This window comes from Sphingobium salicis subsp. salicis (genome assembly GCF_049472635.1).
In the GTDB taxonomy this organism is placed as follows: domain Bacteria; phylum Pseudomonadota; class Alphaproteobacteria; order Sphingomonadales; family Sphingomonadaceae; genus Sphingobium; species Sphingobium yanoikuyae_A.
The window spans coordinates 4,825,940-4,841,332 of record NZ_JAYRCS010000001.1 but is presented as its reverse complement, the minus strand read 5'-3'; the positions used below and the strand labels follow the sequence as shown (position 1 = coordinate 4,841,332).

General features: G+C 64.9%; 13 protein-coding genes. 3 read left to right on the top strand and 10 right to left on the bottom strand.

All coding sequences use genetic code 11. The features are described 5' to 3' along the window. Positions 1-78 precede the first annotated feature (78 nt). The 7 genes from VHN57_RS23390 to VHN57_RS23360 all read right to left on the bottom strand — a co-directional run bounded on the left by VHN57_RS23390 (position 79) and on the right by VHN57_RS23360 (position 8,859). Positions 79-1,578: a catalase gene (locus VHN57_RS23390; RefSeq protein ID WP_423285798.1), complete on the bottom strand. Its 1,500-nt coding sequence runs from the start codon at positions 1,576-1,578 to the stop codon at positions 79-81. Between the two features lie 114 nt (positions 1,579-1,692). Then, positions 1,693-3,165, bottom strand: a complete 1,473-nt coding sequence (locus tag VHN57_RS23385; RefSeq protein WP_423285796.1) for an FGGY family carbohydrate kinase — start codon at positions 3,163-3,165, stop codon at positions 1,693-1,695. Next, a complete protein-coding gene (locus VHN57_RS23380) occupies positions 3,162-4,670 on the bottom strand; it encodes a glycerol-3-phosphate dehydrogenase (RefSeq protein ID WP_423285794.1) in 1,509 nt (502 codons plus the stop codon). The genes VHN57_RS23385 and VHN57_RS23380 overlap by 4 nt, the downstream gene beginning before the upstream one ends. 143 nt (positions 4,671-4,813) lie before the next feature. Beyond that, positions 4,814-5,419 carry a hypothetical protein gene (locus VHN57_RS23375; protein WP_423285792.1) on the bottom strand — a complete coding sequence of 202 codons (606 nt, stop codon included), beginning with the start codon at positions 5,417-5,419 and terminating at the stop codon, positions 4,814-4,816. Positions 5,420-5,562: 143 nt separating this feature from the next. After that, positions 5,563-5,934: an ATP-dependent Clp protease adapter ClpS gene (clpS, locus tag VHN57_RS23370; RefSeq protein ID WP_423286117.1), complete on the bottom strand. Its 372-nt coding sequence runs from the start codon at positions 5,932-5,934 to the stop codon at positions 5,563-5,565. A 177-nt stretch (positions 5,935-6,111) separates the two neighbouring features. After that, positions 6,112-6,978: a phasin family protein gene (locus tag VHN57_RS23365; RefSeq protein WP_423285790.1), complete on the bottom strand. Its 867-nt coding sequence runs from the start codon at positions 6,976-6,978 to the stop codon at positions 6,112-6,114. A gap of 141 nt (positions 6,979-7,119) precedes the next feature. Beyond that, on the bottom strand, positions 7,120-8,859 hold the full coding sequence (locus VHN57_RS23360) for a PHA/PHB synthase family protein (protein ID WP_423285788.1): 1,740 nt from the start codon (positions 8,857-8,859) through the stop codon (positions 7,120-7,122). A gap of 143 nt (positions 8,860-9,002) precedes the next feature. Here VHN57_RS23360 and VHN57_RS23355 point away from each other — a divergent pair, with 143 nt between their 5' ends. From VHN57_RS23355 to VHN57_RS23345, 3 genes are all read left to right on the top strand, one after another. Continuing rightward, positions 9,003-10,214 carry an LL-diaminopimelate aminotransferase gene (locus VHN57_RS23355; RefSeq protein ID WP_423285786.1) on the top strand — a complete coding sequence of 404 codons (1,212 nt, stop codon included), beginning with the start codon at positions 9,003-9,005 and terminating at the stop codon, positions 10,212-10,214. A gap of 138 nt (positions 10,215-10,352) precedes the next feature. Continuing rightward, positions 10,353-10,829, top strand: coding sequence for a DUF2721 domain-containing protein (locus tag VHN57_RS23350; protein WP_037507334.1), 477 nt, complete (start codon positions 10,353-10,355; stop codon positions 10,827-10,829). Further along, the gene (locus VHN57_RS23345; protein ID WP_017499095.1) at positions 10,826-11,377 is read left to right on the top strand and encodes a (2Fe-2S)-binding protein; all 552 of its coding nucleotides are present in this window, start codon (positions 10,826-10,828) and stop codon (positions 11,375-11,377) included. Before VHN57_RS23350 ends, VHN57_RS23345 begins: the two co-directional genes overlap by 4 nt. Before the next feature lie 9 nt (positions 11,378-11,386). Here VHN57_RS23345 and VHN57_RS23340 read toward each other — a convergent pair whose 3' ends face one another. The 3 genes from VHN57_RS23340 to VHN57_RS23330 all read right to left on the bottom strand — a co-directional run bounded on the left by VHN57_RS23340 (position 11,387) and on the right by VHN57_RS23330 (position 15,304). Beyond that, positions 11,387-12,196 carry a DODA-type extradiol aromatic ring-opening family dioxygenase gene (locus VHN57_RS23340; RefSeq protein WP_423285783.1) on the bottom strand — a complete coding sequence of 270 codons (810 nt, stop codon included), beginning with the start codon at positions 12,194-12,196 and terminating at the stop codon, positions 11,387-11,389. A 65-nt stretch (positions 12,197-12,261) separates the two neighbouring features. Further along, positions 12,262-14,826 carry an HWE histidine kinase domain-containing protein gene (locus VHN57_RS23335; RefSeq protein WP_423285781.1) on the bottom strand — a complete coding sequence of 855 codons (2,565 nt, stop codon included), beginning with the start codon at positions 14,824-14,826 and terminating at the stop codon, positions 12,262-12,264. Further along, positions 14,819-15,304 (bottom strand): biliverdin-producing heme oxygenase, encoded by a 486-nt coding sequence (locus VHN57_RS23330; protein ID WP_010336858.1) that lies wholly within the window; start codon positions 15,302-15,304, stop codon positions 14,819-14,821. Before VHN57_RS23330 ends, VHN57_RS23335 begins: the two co-directional genes overlap by 8 nt. Positions 15,305-15,393: the final 89 nt, after the last annotated feature.

Here is a 15,393-nt window from a genome sequence, read left to right as displayed (position 1 = left end):
ACTATTTCACAGCGAATAGATAAAAACAGGCCCCGGTTATCATCACCGGGGCCTGTTTTTACAATATTACAAGTCTATTCAACTGGATGCGTCAGCCAACAGCGCATCGGTCGGGGCCGAAATCGATGGATTGCGATCCTTGATCGTGGCCCGCGCCTGGCGCACGCCGGCGCCATAGTCGGGATGGACCTGGTCGAAGAGCCTGCACTGGCGCTCCTCGATCTCGTCCGGGATATCGCCCATGGCGGCGGCGATATTGGCGAAGAGCCGCGCCTTGTGCGCATCGTCGAACAGGTTGAACAGCGCGCGCGGCTGGCCGAAATCATCATTGCCTTCGCGATGATTATAGCGGTCGGCATCGCCCGAAATCTTCAGCGGCGGCTCCAGGAAGCGCTGATCCTCGATCGGCCCGCCAAAGCTGTTGGGCTCATAATAGGCGGCCGGGTTGGGGTTGTTCGGGAAGAAGCGCATCGCCCCATCCTTGTGATAATGATGCACCGGGCATTTGGGGGCATTGACCGGCAGCGCCTCATAATGGGTGCCAATCCGGTGGCGGTGCGCGTCGGCATAGGAGAAGATGCGCGCCTGGAGCATCTTGTCGGGCGAGAAGCCGATGCCCGGCACGATGTTGGACGGCGAGAAGGCGGCCTGCTCGATCTCCGCGAAATAATTGTCGGCGTTGCGGTTCAGCTCCAGCACGCCGACGTCGATCGGCGGATAATCGGCATGCGGCCAGACCTTTGTGAGGTCGAACGGATTATAGGGCGTCTTGTCCGCATCCAGTTCCGGCATGATCTGGACCTGCATCTTCCATTTGGGGAAGTCGCCCTTCTCGATCGCTTCGAACAGATCCTCCTGCGTGGATTCGCGGGTGCGACCGACGACATCCGCCGCTTCCTCATTGGTCCAGTGGCGATGGCCCTGCATCGTCTTGAAGTGGAACTTCACCCAGAAACGCTCTCCGGCGTCGTTGATGAAGCTGAAGGTGTGGCTGCCATAGCCGTTGATGTGGCGCACATCGGTCGGCAGGCCGCGATCCGACATCAGGATCGTCACCTGGTGCAGCGATTCGGGGCTCAAGGACCAGAAGTCCCACATCGCCGTGGGCGACCGCAGATTGGTGCGCGGATGACGCTTCTGCGTGTGGATGAAATCGGGGAATTTCAGCGGATCACGCACGAAGAAAACCGGCGTGTTGTTGCCGACCAGATCCCAATTGCCCTCGGGCGTATAGAATTTCATCGCGAAGCCGCGCACGTCGCGCTCGGCATCGGCCGCGCCCAACTCGCCGGCCACGGTCGAGAAGCGCAGGATCATCGGCGTCTGCGCGCCCGGCTGCAGCGCCTTCGCCTTGGTATATTGGGAGATGTCGCCGGTGATGGTCAGCGTGCCATAGGCACCCCAGCCCTTGGCATGGACGACACGTTCGGGGATGCGTTCGCGATTCTGGTGTGCCAGCTTTTCGAGCAGTTGATAATCCTGGAGCAGCAGCGGACCGCGCGGGCCTGCGCTCAGGCTGTTCTGGTTATCGGCAATCGGCGCACCCGCGCTCGTCGTCATCACTGGCTTATCGACCATATCGTCCTCCTCAGCTTTGGATGAGAACAGGCTAAGGCCCCGCGAAGTTTCAGAAAAACTGATTAAATCGGATTGGGTGATCGATTTTTACGGTCAATCTGAAGATCGCCCGAGTCAGGAGGTCAGCGCCCGATCGCGCAGGCAGTGCCATGCCGACAGTCGCGCATCACGCGGCTGCGGCAGCATCGCCGGATCAAATCGAGTCGTCTTCCCTGCCATCGTCGCGGCCTCGTCCAGGGAGCGGAACAATCCAGCCCCCAGCCCTGCCAGCATGGCCGCACCCAGCGCCGTGGTTTCCACATCCGCCGGACGATCCACACTGACATCGAGCATATCAGCGATGTCCTGGGCGATCCAGTCATTGGCGCTCATGCCGCCATCGATCCGCAGCTGGCGCCAGGGCGCGCCGTCCGCGGCGAAGGCGGTGGCGAGGTCGGACAATTGATGCGAGAGGGATTCGAGCGCGGCGCGGACGATATGCGCACGGGTCGATCCCTGGGTGAGGCCGGCGACGACGCCGTTCACGTCCGGCCGCCAGTGCGGCGCGCCCAGCCCCGCCAGCGCCGGCAGCATCAGCACGCCGCCGCTGTCGGGCACGGAACGGGCCAGTGCCTCCGTCTCCGCCGCCGATCCGATCAGGCCAAGCTGATCGCGCAGCCATTTGATGAGATTGCCGGCAATGAAGATCGATCCTTCGAGCGCATAGATGCGCTGGTCGCCGATCCGGTAGAGCAGGGTGCCGAGCAGGCGATGGCGCGAGGCCGGCATCTGCGCGCCCATATTGGCGAGGATGAAGGCGCCGGTGCCCAGGGTCGCCTTGGCATCGCCGGGCGTCAGGCAGGCCTGACCGATGCTGGCCGCCTGCTGATCGCCGGCCAGTCCGCGGATCGGGATGGCGCCGCCGAACAATTCCCCCAGCGTCTCGCCAAAGGCGCCGGCATTATCGACGATTTCGGGCAGCGCGGCGCGGGGCACGCCGAACAGGTCGCACAAGGCCGGATCCCAATCGGTGCCATCGAGCGCGACCAGCTGGGTGCGGCTGGCATTGCTGGCGTCGCTGACATGCAGGCCGCCGGTCAGTTTCCACACCAGCCAGCTTTCGATCGTGCCGAGCGCAAGCGCATCCCCCGCCTGTGCCACGGCCGGGACATGGTCGATCAGCCAGCGCATCTTGCTGGCGGAAAAATAGGGATCGACGACAAGGCCGGTGCGCTGTTGCAGCATCGCTTCATGGCCGGCTTCGCCCAGCGCCGTGCATTGCGCCGCCGTGCGCCGATCCTGCCAGACGATGGCGGGCGCCAGCGGTTCGCCGGTGCGCCGGTCCCAGGCAACGACCGTCTCGCGCTGGTTGGTGATGCCGATGGCGGCGATCCGGTCGGCGCCGCCCGCCCGTTCCACCATCTGGCGGGCGCAATCGCGCGTGCGGGTCCAGATTTCGGCGGCGTCATGCTCGACCCAGCCGGGCTGCGGATAATATTGGGTCAGTTCCGCCTGCGCCATCGCGACGCGGCGGCCGTCAGGGGCATAGAGCATCGCGCGCGTCGAGGTGGTCCCCTCGTCCAGCACCAGCAGATAGCGGTCGGTCATGCCCTCTCCTCAAGCCAGGCATCGAGCGCGGCCAGTTGCGCAGTATCGAAGCGCAGGCCCAATTTGGTCCGGCGCCAGAGAATATCCTCGCTGCTCTGTGCCCATTCGCGCGCAAGCAGGTAGCAGAGTTCCGCTTCGGTCAGGCCATGACCGAAATCCCGGCCCAGGTCTGCCCAGTCGCGCGCCGCGCCCAGCCAGTCGCGGGCGCAAGTGCCATAGGCGCAGCCGATCCGTTCGGCCGTGTCGAGATCGAGGAAAGGATAGTCACCGGCCAAAGCGGCGACCAGATCGGCCAGGCCGGTCATCGGGAAATCGCCACCGGGGAGCGGCGCGTCCGCCGTCCAGTCATCACCCGCGAGCGCAGGTAGGAGCGGCTTCAGCAGGGCGATCGCATCGGCCGCGAGATGACGATAGGTGGTGATCTTGCCACCATAGATGCTGAGCAATGGCGGCGCGCCATCCTCCCGGTCGAGGTCGAGATGATAGCCGCGCGTCGCCGATTCCGGCCGGGCCGATCCATCGTCGATCAGCGGCCGGACGCCGGCAAAGGACCAGACGACATCGGCGGGGCTGATCGAGCGGGCGAAATAGCGGTTCGCGCCCTCGCACAGATAGGCGATTTCCTCGGCACTGGCCTCGATCGGATCGACGCCATCCTGATGATCGCGGTCGGTGGTGCCGATCAGCGTATAGAGATGCTGATAAGGAATGGCGAAGAAGATGCGGCCGTCGGGCAGCTGGAAGAAATAGGCCATGCCATGGTCGAACAGGCGCGGCACGACGATATGCGATCCGCGCACCAGCCGGATGAGCCGGTCGGCGCGGCGATCGGCGCGGTCCAGCAGGTCGAGCACGGCAGGACCAGTGGCATTGACTACGACCCGCGCATGGAAGGTCTGCGCCTGCCCCGCCGCATCGCGCGCATGGATGCGCCAATGATCGCCGGCCTGCTCCAGCCGCAGCACCTGCGTGCGGGGGCGGATATCGGCGCCATGATCGGCGGCGTCGCGGGCGTTGAGGATGACCAGCCGCGCGTCGTCGACCCAGCCGTCCGAATAGACATAGGCGGGGCCAAAACCGGCCCGCAGCGGCGCGCCGGCGACATGCTCGTGCAGGTCGATCGCCTCCGTCGCCGGCAGGGCGCGGCGGCCACCGATGTGATCGTAGAGGAAGAGGCCGAAGCGCAGCAGCCAGCGCGGGCGCAGGCCCTGGACCCAGGGCAGGACGAAACGCATCGGCTGGATGATATGCGGCGCGATGCGCCACAGCCTTTCCCGTTCGGCGAGGGATTCGCGGACCAGACCGAAGGCGCGATGCTCCAGATAGCGCAGCCCGCCATGGATGAGCTTGGTCGAGGCCGAGGAGGTGCCCTGTGCCAGGTCGCCCCGTTCAAGCAGCAACACGCTTGCCTCCCGCCCCGCCGCATCGCGCGCAATGCCGCACCCGTTCACCCCGCCGCCGATCACGGCAAGGTCGTGGATAAAAGGGGCCGTCTCCTGCGTCACGCCGCCGTTCTAGCGGCAAAATGCTGCCCCCGATATTAACGAAGGCAAGATCGTGAAAAATCATCCGGCCAGCGCCACGCACGATAGCCCATGGTGCCGGCCGGATGTCTGCGAGCCCCCACGCTCGTCAGAAGGGCGTGCCGTCAGGCGAGGCTGTCGACCACCAGGCCGCTATTGCTGCTGCTCGTGGCGCTGCTGGTCGATCCGTAGAGCGACTGGCTGAGGCTGGAGCGGAGATTTTCAAGGAAGGCGATGATCGAATCCAGCTGATCGGTGGCGCTGGTCGCGCTCGTCTCGCTGGTGCTGCTGTCGTCATCGCTGCCGTCCTCGGCCGGGCGCGGCGGCGGCGGGCCGCGCATGCCCTGCGGCCCCTGCATCCCGTCCATGGCGGCCAAGCCGTCGATGCTCATACTGTCTTCGCCATCGGACGACGCCCCCGCGCCGCCCGGTCCCTGGGCAAAGAGGCTCTGCAACTGCGCCGCCTGATCCTCGGTCAGGGTGCCGGCCGACACCTGATCATCGATCAGGGAATCGATCCGATCCTTCATCGAAGACGGATCGAGCCGTGAACTGCCCGAACTGGCGGAAGTGCTGAGCGCGGAATCGATGGAATCGAGCGCGGTTTCGAGCGCGTCGCCATCCGTTTCCGAGATGGAGCCGGCCTCCACCGCGGCGTCGATGCGATTGGTCATCGACATGCGCGGCGATGGCGGCATGGTCATGCTGTTGTAACTGCTGATAGTCGTCATGCTGGAAGTCCCCACTTCGTTTAGCGGGACCATTCATGCCGAATAAGTCTGAAAAAACATTGTATTTCAATCATGTAATTGATTGAAATAGAGGCGCTACACTGACCAAGAAAAGGTTAAGCGCGCGCCCTTACCCGATGATATCAGGCCTTTTCCAGCGTGCATTGCAGCGGATGCTGGTTCTGCCGGGCGAAGTCCATCACCTGGTTCACCTTGGTCTCGGCCACTTCATAGCTGAAGATGCCGCACACGCCGACGCCGCGCTGATGGACGTGCAGCATCACCCGCGTCGCTTCCTCCATGTCCATGCGGAAGAAATGCTGAAGGACATGCACGACGAACTCCATCGGGGTGTAATCGTCATTCAGCATCAGCACCTTGTAGAGCGACGGCTTCTTGGTGCGGGTGCGGGTACGCGTGGCGACGCCGATGTTCGGGTCATTGTCGCCCGTATCGTCCTGATCCGGACCGGCCCTGAAGGGCGCGCCTGCCAATGCGTTGAAGAGATGGTTCATGATGCAGAAGAATATGGCGATTTGTCCTGCCAAGGCAAGGGGGCCGACCGCATGCCATCGCTGCGTAACCACGTTTCCCCGGCGAGAAAAAAGGCGATGCTCCGACCGGAGCACCGCCCTTGTTCATCATCCCGGCCGGATATCGGCCTGGAAATTCGGCTGTGAAATCAGCCCGCCTCAGGCGGCGAGCGACTTCACCTTGTCGGTGACCAGGGTCACGCGCGCGGTCAGCGGCTGGCTGATGTCGCCGGCCAGCTTCATGAAGGCTTCGCTGCTCTTGGCCGCTTCCTTGGTGAACTCGTCGAAGCTGCTCGACAGGAACTGGCTCTGCAGCTGGAAGAATTCGGTCGGGGTCTTGGCGGTCGAGAAGCTCTTGATCGAGGCGGTCGCCTTCTCGAAGCTCTTGCGGCTGTAGTCGACGGCTTCCTGGCCCAGCGTCTCGAAGCCCTTGGCCGCGATCTTGCCCGATTCCACCAGCGCTTCGACATTGCCCTTGGCGATGTCGCTCAGCTCTTCCATCGCCTTGGTCGACTTTTCGACACCGGCCTTCGCCTTCTCGTTCAGGTCGGCATAGGCCGTTTCCATCTTGGCCTTGGTATCTTCGGCGAACTTCTTACCGGTTTCGAGGATATCGTTCATGATCAATGTTCCTTCCGTGGCAGGCAGCGTCTTCGCTTTGGTCTTCGGGGCGGACACAGGCTCCGGAGCCACTACCGCCTCAACATCTTCAACAATCGGTTCGGGTGCGGCATCCACCGCCGTCGTCGCCGCGACCACCGCCACCGGATCGGCAAAGGGTGCCGGTTCCGCAGCAGGGGCTTTAGCAGCAGCAGCGACCGGCGCCGGCTTCTTTGCTACCGGCTTGGGCGCGGACGCCTTCACAGGAGCAGCCTTGGCGACGGGTTTGCGCGGGGCAGGCTTTTTGGGCGCGGGCTTCTCACCCAGGGCGGACTCAGCGGCCTTGAGTGCCTCACTGGCAGACAAGGTTGCAGAACCGCTTTTCGCGACCGGCTTGGCACGCGCAGACTTAGGGGTAACGGCCATCGACCATCCTCCGTTTGTTGCACTGCACAATAAGCCTTATCCCAAAGGATTACAAGGCCCATTGTGCAGTGCAACAAATCAGACATATTGATGGCTTGGCACCAATCGGCGGCCAATGGGGAATGGCTGAAATCCGCGCCTCTACCGGGCTTTTACGTAGCGTCCGGGCGCATCTTCTATTGCCCGAAGCTTGCCGCCGCCCGGCTTGCGCGCGCCGCGGACAGCCACCTCGCGCGAATCGATGCCGCGCAGCCATTCGGCCCAGTCCGGCCACCAGCTGCCCTTGGTCTCGCGCGCAGCCGCAACAAAGGCGTCGAGTGTTGGCTGCGGTGCATCGGCGGTCCAATATTGATATTTCTGCGCGACCGGCGGGTTGATGACGCCGGCGATATGGCCCGAGCCTGCCAGCAGGAAGCGCACCGGCCCGGCGAGATGCTCGGTCAGTTTCCACACGCTTTCGAGCGGGGCGATATGATCCTCCTTGCCGGCCTGGACATAGGCGGGGGTGTGGATCTGCGTCAGATCGAGCGGCGTGCCCGCGACGCTGATCGCACCGGGGACCACCAGCATATTGTCGCGATAGAGCTGGGTCAGATAGTCACGATGCCAGCGCGCCGGCAGGTTGGTGGTGTCGCCATTCCAGTAGAGCAGGTCGAAGGGCGGATAGTCCATGCCGAGCAGATAGTTGTTGACGACATAGTTCCAGATGAGGTCGCGCCCGCGCAGCAGGTTGAAGGTCGCCGCCATGTAGCGCCCGTCGAGAAAGCCGCTGGAGGAGAGACGGTCGACCAGCTTCATCTGCTCGTCATCGACGAACAGGGTAAGATCGCCGGCCGCACTGAAATCCACTTGGGCGGTAAAGAAGGTCGCGCTCGCCACCTTGTCGGCCTCGCCCCGCGCCGCCAGCAGAGCCAGCGTGGCGGCCAGCGTCGTGCCGGCCACGCAATAACCGATGGTGTGGACGCTGGGCACGTTCAGCAAGTCGCGCACCGTATCGATCGCGTCGACCTGGCCATTCAGGATATAATCGTCCCAGACCATGTCCTTCATCGAGGCGTCGGCCGATTTCCACGAGACGAGGAAGACGCTGATCCCCTGGTCCACCGCCCATTTGACGAAGCTCTTCTCCGGCGAGAGATCGAGAATGTAGAAGCGGTTGATCCAGGGCGGGAAGATGATGAGCGGCGTCGCCAGCACCCTGGGCGTCGAGGGCGCATAATGGATGAGCTGATAGAGCGGGGTTTCGTGAACCACCTTGCCCGGCGTCGCGGCAATGTTGCGCCCCAGTTCGAACTGGGTGCCGTCGGTATGGGTAAGCTGGCCCTTCTCCATGTCGGCCAGCATGTGCTGGAGGCCCTTCACCAGATTCTCGCCGCCGCTCTGGATCGTCTTTTCCACGACCGTCGGATTCATCAGCGGAAAGTTGGACGGCGCCATCGCATCGAGCATGCCGGTGGTAGCAAAGCGCAACTTGGCCTTCGCCTTGGGATCGACGCCGTCGACCGCATTGGCCAGGTTCATCAGATAGTCGGAAATCAGCAGATAGCTTTGCCGGATCAGGTCGTAGAAGGGATGGGTCGTCCAGGCGGGATCGGCAAAGCGCCGGTCCTTGCGCGCGGCCGGGCTGTCGGCCGGCGGTGGATCGGGCTGGTCGCGCAGCAGGCCGCCGGAATCGAGAAAGCGCTGCCACAGCGCCAGCCCTTCATCGGCAAAGCTGGTCTGGATGCGGGCGACGGTTTCGGGATCGAAGGGCAGCACCCGGCCGGTCGCGCCCGCCGCCTGTTCCAGCATCAACTGCTGCGCGCGGCCCAGCACCTGGGTCCATTTCTGCATCTCCGCCAGGGTCGGGAGATGGGGCTCCAGGACATCCTGCATTTCCATGGCCACCTTCCTCCTCCTGGCATTGCCGATATCAGCCGCTTTCACTGGCGCGCCGCAGCCTGGCGGGTTATAGCCAGATTGTGACACGCCGAATGCGTGCCGCGCACTATTCCTTACCGAGAGCTTTCAGGAAAGCCCCTATAATGTCCGAAGAATTCTACCGCATGAAGCGCCTGCCGCCCTATGTCATCGCCGAAGTGAACGCGATGCGAGCCGCAGCCCGCGCCGCGGGAGAGGACATTATCGACCTGGGCATGGGCAATCCCGACCTGCCGCCGCCCGATCATGTCATCGCCAAGCTGGTCGAAGTCGCCAGCAAGCCGGACGCCCATGGCTATTCCCAGTCCAAGGGGATTCCGGGCCTCCGCAAGGCGCAGGCCAATTATTATGGCCGCCGTTTCGCCGTCGATGTCGACCCGGAAACCGAAGTCGTCGTGACCATGGGGTCGAAGGAAGGGCTTGCCAGCCTCGCCACCGCGATCACTGCGCCGGGCGACGTGGTGCTGGCGCCTAACCCCAGCTACCCGATCCACATGTTCGGCTTCATCATCGCCGGAGCCACCATCCGGTCGGTGCCGACGACGCCGGACGAGAATTATTTCCGCGCGCTCGACCGCGCCATGGCCTTCACCGTGCCGCGCCCGTCGATCCTGGTGGTCAATTATCCGTCCAACCCGACGGCGGAGACGGTGGACCTCGCCTTCTACGAACGGCTCGTCGCCTGGGCGAAGGAGAATAAGGTCTGGGTGCTGAGCGACCTCGCTTATTCCGAGCTTTATTATGACGGCAACCCGACGCCCTCCATCCTGCAGGTGCCGGGCGCCAAGGATGTCGCGATCGAGTTCACGTCCCTGTCCAAGACCTATTCGATGGCCGGCTGGCGCATCGGTTTTGCGGTCGGCAACAAGCAGTTGATCGCGGCGATGAGCCGGGTGAAATCCTATCTCGACTATGGCGCCTTCACGCCGATCCAGGCGGCTGCCTGCGCCGCGCTGAACGGCCCGCAGGACATCGTCGCAAAGAATCGCGAACTCTATCACAAGCGCCGCGACGTGATGGTCGAGAGCTTCTCGCGCGCAGGATGGGATATTCCCGCGCCGCGCGCGTCGATGTTCGCCTGGGCACCGCTGCCGCCGGCGCTCAAGGACATGGGGAGCCTGGAATTTTCCAAGCAGCTGCTGACCCATGCCAAGGTCGCGGTCGCGCCGGGCGTGGGCTATGGCGAGGATGGCGAAGGCTATGTCCGCATCGCCATGGTCGAGAATGAGCAGCGGCTCCGCCAGGCGGCGCGCAACATCAAGCAATATCTCAAGTCGATGGGCGTCAACACGCCCTCGTCCAAGGGCGCTGCCTGACCTTCACCCGCGTTGCGCGCCCGAAACATGGCCATGATCGCCGTCGGACATTGGTTTGTCCGGCGGCGTTTGCTTTAGGCCCCCTTGCCCCTTGGCCCGCGATCAAGGATAGAAGCGAGGGATGAGAGGACCAAGTCGATGATCCCCCTTCCGCAGGTCAGCCAGGTCGCCCAGACGATCCAGCTGGCGCTTGCCCCCGTCTTCCTGCTCGCCGGTATCGGCGCGTTCCTGAATGTGTGCGTCAGCCGGCTGGCCCGCATCATCGATCGCGCCCGCGCGGTCGAGGAATGGGTGTTGAGCACGCGCGGCAAGGAGCATGACCGGATGGTGAGCGAGATTCGCGTGCTCGACCGGCGCATGAGCGTGGTCAATGGCGCGATCTTCCTGTCGGTGGCGTCGGCCTGCGCGGTCTGTCTGGTCGTCATCCTGCTGTTCGCGGGCAATCTGTTCAACGCCCATCTCGGCACGCCGGTGGCGATCCTGTTCAGCCTGGCGATGGTGCTGCAGGCGGCCGCCTTCGGCACCTTCATCCAGGAAATCCGCCTGGCGTCACGCACCATCCATATCCGCAACGAGGTGCTCTACCACAAGGTGGAGGAGGAAGAGGCGGCATGACGCGCTTCACCGTCAACGACCGGCCGGTGCAATATCGGATGGATCCCGAAACGCCCCTGCTCTGGGCGCTGCGCGACGCGTCGAACCTGACGGGGACCAAATATGGCTGCGGTACGGGCGATTGCGGCGCCTGCACCGTGGATATCGACGGCGAGGCGGTGCGGTCCTGCCAGGTGACGATCGGCAAGACCGAGGGCCGGTTCGTGACGACGATCGAGGCGCTGTCGCCCGATCGCGGCCATCCGCTGCAACAGGCGTTCGCGGCCGAAAATGTCTCGCAATGCGGTTATTGCATGTCCGGCATCATCATGGCGGCGTCGGTATTGCTGCGGCGGACCAACGACCCGACCGATGCGGAGATCGATGCGGCGATCACCAATATCTGTCGATGCGGCGTCTATCCCCGCCTGCGCGGCGCGATCAAGCGCGCCGGCCGGATCATGCGCGGCGAGGACCAGGCCGGCGATGGCCCGATCCAGGCCGCGCCCCCGCCCGGCATCGCGCCGGACGAGGCGGTGCGCACCGTGCCGGCGCTGCGCAAGCCGTAAATATCGGCCTTAACCGAAACGATAGCCCGAAACCGTCCAGCCCAGCACCGTGCTGCGATGAGCGCTGATGACGGCATCCTCGCCGCCTGCCCCCAGCGCCACCATCAGCGGCAGCAGATGCTCCTCGCGCGGATGGGCGAAGCGGGCATGGGGCAGATGATCCCAGGCGGCGACGCGCGCCGCCCGCCGAGCCGGATCGGGGTCGATCACGGCATCGCGCAGCGCATCGTCCCATTCGCGCGAGGGCGCCGTGGCCATCGCGCCGCGCACGCGCAGATTGTGGAAACTCATGCCCGATCCGACGATCAGCACGCCTTCGTCACGCAAGGGCGCCAGCGCGCGACCGGCGGCGATATGGGCGGCGGGATCGAGATCGCGGCGCAAGGATAGCTGGGCGACCGGAATGTCGGCATCGGGCAGCGCGACCTTCATCGGAATGAAGACGCCATGGTCCCAGCCCCGTTCGGATTCCCGCGCTGTGGGAAAGCCGGCCTGTTCCAGCAATTCGGCCGCGCGATCGGCAAGCGCGGGTGCGCCCGGCGCGTCCCAGCGCAACTGATAGGTATGCGGCGGGAAGCCGAAATAGTCGAACAACAAGGGCGGCTGGCTACCGTCATGGACGGTGAAACCGGGCGTTTCCCAATGGCCCGACACCAGCAGGATTGCGCGCGGCCGTTCCGGCAGGTCGGCGATCAGGCCGGCAAGATAATCCTGCATCGGCTGCCACATGGCGTCACTGTGCGGGTGCTGGGGATCGGCGGGGTCCATGAAGAAGCAGGGACCACCGCCATGGGGGATGAACAAGGCAGGCTGTTTCATGCCCGCCTAGATCGGATGTCGGCGCCGCCCGCGCAACGCGCCAGGCGGAAACCGACTGTTTCCTGTCAGCCCCTGGCCAGCATCGGGGCGATCGCCTGGGCCAGGGTCGCGCCAGAATAGGGTTTCTTGAGCAGGATGACGTCGCTGAAGCGATCCGGCAGGTCGAGCCCGTCGCCATAGCCGGTGGCGAAGAGGAAGGGCACGCCGCGTTCCGCCAGCATGTCGGCTATCGGCAGGCTGGTTTCATTGCCCAGATTGAAGTCCAGCACGGCGAGGTCGACCGGATGGAGCGTGATCGCCTCATGCGCGCGGCCGATGCTGGCGGCGGTGACCACCTGCGCGCCGAGGTCGCGCAGCGCATCCTCGCCATCCATGGCGATGATCATATTATCCTCGACCAGCAAAATCTGCCGCCCCTTGAGCAGATGCGGCGAGGGAGCGGGCGCCGGCTTGGCGCGATCGGTGCCGGCCACGTCGGGCAGGATCGAGGCGACATGGGCGGAGGGAATGCAGAAGCGCGCTTCCAGCCCCGCCAGCCGATAATTGACCTCCGCCCGGCCATCCAGGTCATAGGGGATGGAGCGCTCGATCACGGTCGAGCCGAAGCCCCGGCGCGAGGGCGCGACGACCGCCGGGCCGCCGCTTTCCAGCCAGTGGAGCAGCAGGCTGCCCTCGGCATCGACATGCCAGTCGATCGCGACCGATCCATTGTCGGACAGCGCGCCATATTTGGCCGCATTGGTCAGCAGTTCGTGGATGACGAGCGCCAGTACGGTGAAGGCGGCGGGGGTCAGCAGCACATTGGGACCGGTGAGCTTCACCCGGTCGCGCCGGTCGCCGAGATAGGCGCCAGCCTCCACCTCGATCAGGTCATAGAGGCGCGCGGGCGCCCAGCGATCGGCGGTGATCTGGTCATGCGCGCGGGCCAGCGCATGGACGCGGCTTTCCAGCGTGCCGATGAACTGGTCGACCGACATGGCGCTGTCGCGAGTCTGGGAAATCAGGCCACGGATCAGCGCGAGGATGTTGCGGACACGGTGGTTGAGTTCCGCGATCAGCAATTCCTGCTTCTCATGCGCGCGCTGCCGTTCCTCGTCGGCGGAATCGGACAGGCGCAGGATGACTTCCAGCAGCGCCGTGCGCAGCGCTTCGGCGACGCGCAGTTCGGCTGGCATGAAGGCCACGGCCGTGCCCTTCACCAGTTCCGACCATTCCTCGAAACTCTTGCGCGGGGTCAGGCGCGGGCCGTTGGGGCCATATTCGATATGCTTGTCCTGCTTGCCGGCCCAGCGGACCGAGCGCAGCTGTTCGGCGCGGAACAGCACGACATAGTCGCGCGGCCGGCGCGAGATCGGAATGGCGAGCAGGCCGGCGGCCCGATCGGCATGGGCCAGCGCTTCCGGCATGATGCGGGCAATGCTGTCGGTGGTGTAGACCTGGCTGGCGGCGGTGCGGTTGAGCATCGACACGATCGCGGCGAAGGACGGCTCGTCCGGTGTCAGGCCCGACAGGGTCATCTGCCCGTCGATATAGATGCCCACGCCATCGGCGGGAATCGTGTCGAAGATGATGTCGCCCAGCCAGCGGGCGTTGGACATCAGGTCATGATCCTGCGCGACGGCGGAGAGCAACCGGTCGGCGACCTGGCGGGCCTTGCCCTCATAGCTCGCCGTTTCCGCCCGCTCGCGCCCTTCCAGCATCATCGAGAAGATCTGGCCGAACAGTTCGGCGGCGCTGCGCTGTGCGAAGCTGGGCAGGCGCGGCGCATAATGGTGGCAGGCGAACAGGCCCCACAGCTTGCCATCGACGATGATCGAGATGGAGAGCGAGGCCCCCACCCCCATGTTGCGCAGATATTCGATATGGATCGGCGACACCGCGCGGGTGACGCAGAGCGACATGTCGAGCGCGGCGCCGGCGGGATCGAGCGCCGGGATGACCGGCACCGGCGGCGCGTTGATGTCGGCGATCACCCGGAAGATGTTGCGCATGTAGAGCGCGCGCGCCTGCGCCGGGATGTCGGAAGCCGGATAATGCAGGCCTAGGAAGCTGTCGATGCCGGGACGCAGCGCCTCCGCCACCACCTCGCCATCGCCATTGTCGGCAAAGCGATAGACCATCACCCGATCGAAGCCGGTGAGCGCCCGCACCTGGCGCGCGCCATCGCGCAGGAAGGCGGTCATGCTGTCCGCCTGCGCCAGCCGCGCAACCATCGAGCGGACCATGGAACTGGCCTCCATCTCGTCGGGCACGGCAGGCTCCGCCTCGATCACCACAAGTTGGCCGGAGAAATGGACGGCAACGTCGAAGGGCGCGCCGCCCTCCACCAGCGGCAGCGAGAAGACCCGCTCCACCGAATCAGGGCCACGCAGCAGGGTGATGCGGTTGCGCAGCGTGTGAATCGCATCGGCGGTGAAGAGCGCGCTGATCGGCTGGCCCAGCATCTGGTCGGGCGCCAGGCCGATATGGTCGGCACTGTTGGTCGATACGCGCGACACCAGCCAGTCGGCGGTCAGGGCGACGAGAAAGCCGAAGGGCTGGACCGTGCCGAGCACATGGATCGGCTCGCGATCGCAATTATTGATGTCGACGGTAAAGCCCTGGGCTTCCGGGCTGGTCACATCAGTCACAGGCGACCTCCCGCTCGGCGCGCGCGCCGGCTTCGAACAGGATGAAGGCCGTCCGGGCGCCGGCGATCGCATCGTCCAGCCAGTCCGCATCGCCCTCAGCCGCTGCGTCATCGAGTTGCTGCTGGAAGGCGACCCAGCCGCCCTTGCCATGCACGGCGGACAGATAGGCGCGGGGCAGATCCTGCGCGACCTGGCGCGCAAGCATCGCGCCGCCCAGACGCGATCCTTCGAGCGCATAGAGCAGGCCCCAGCGGAAGCCGCCGCCGCCCGTGGACGGCATCGACAGCGGCGCAGGCATAGCCTCCCCCAAGGCCGCCAGATCCTGCGCCATCAGCGCAAGGCGCGGCGAATCGGGCTGGGCGACCGGCTCCAATGCGGCGATCGCGCGGGCATGGGCACGCAGGAACGCGCAGTAATCGGGCGCGGAAGCAAGCGAAAAATGGGAAAACAGGTCATCGACCCGTTGATGGCTCTCCATCGTCGCGGCGCGCAGGGCCTGTCTTGTGCGGCCGGCATCGGCGGTTCTTATCACCCGTTGGTCCTAATGGTTGTTTGTCGGCACTGCAC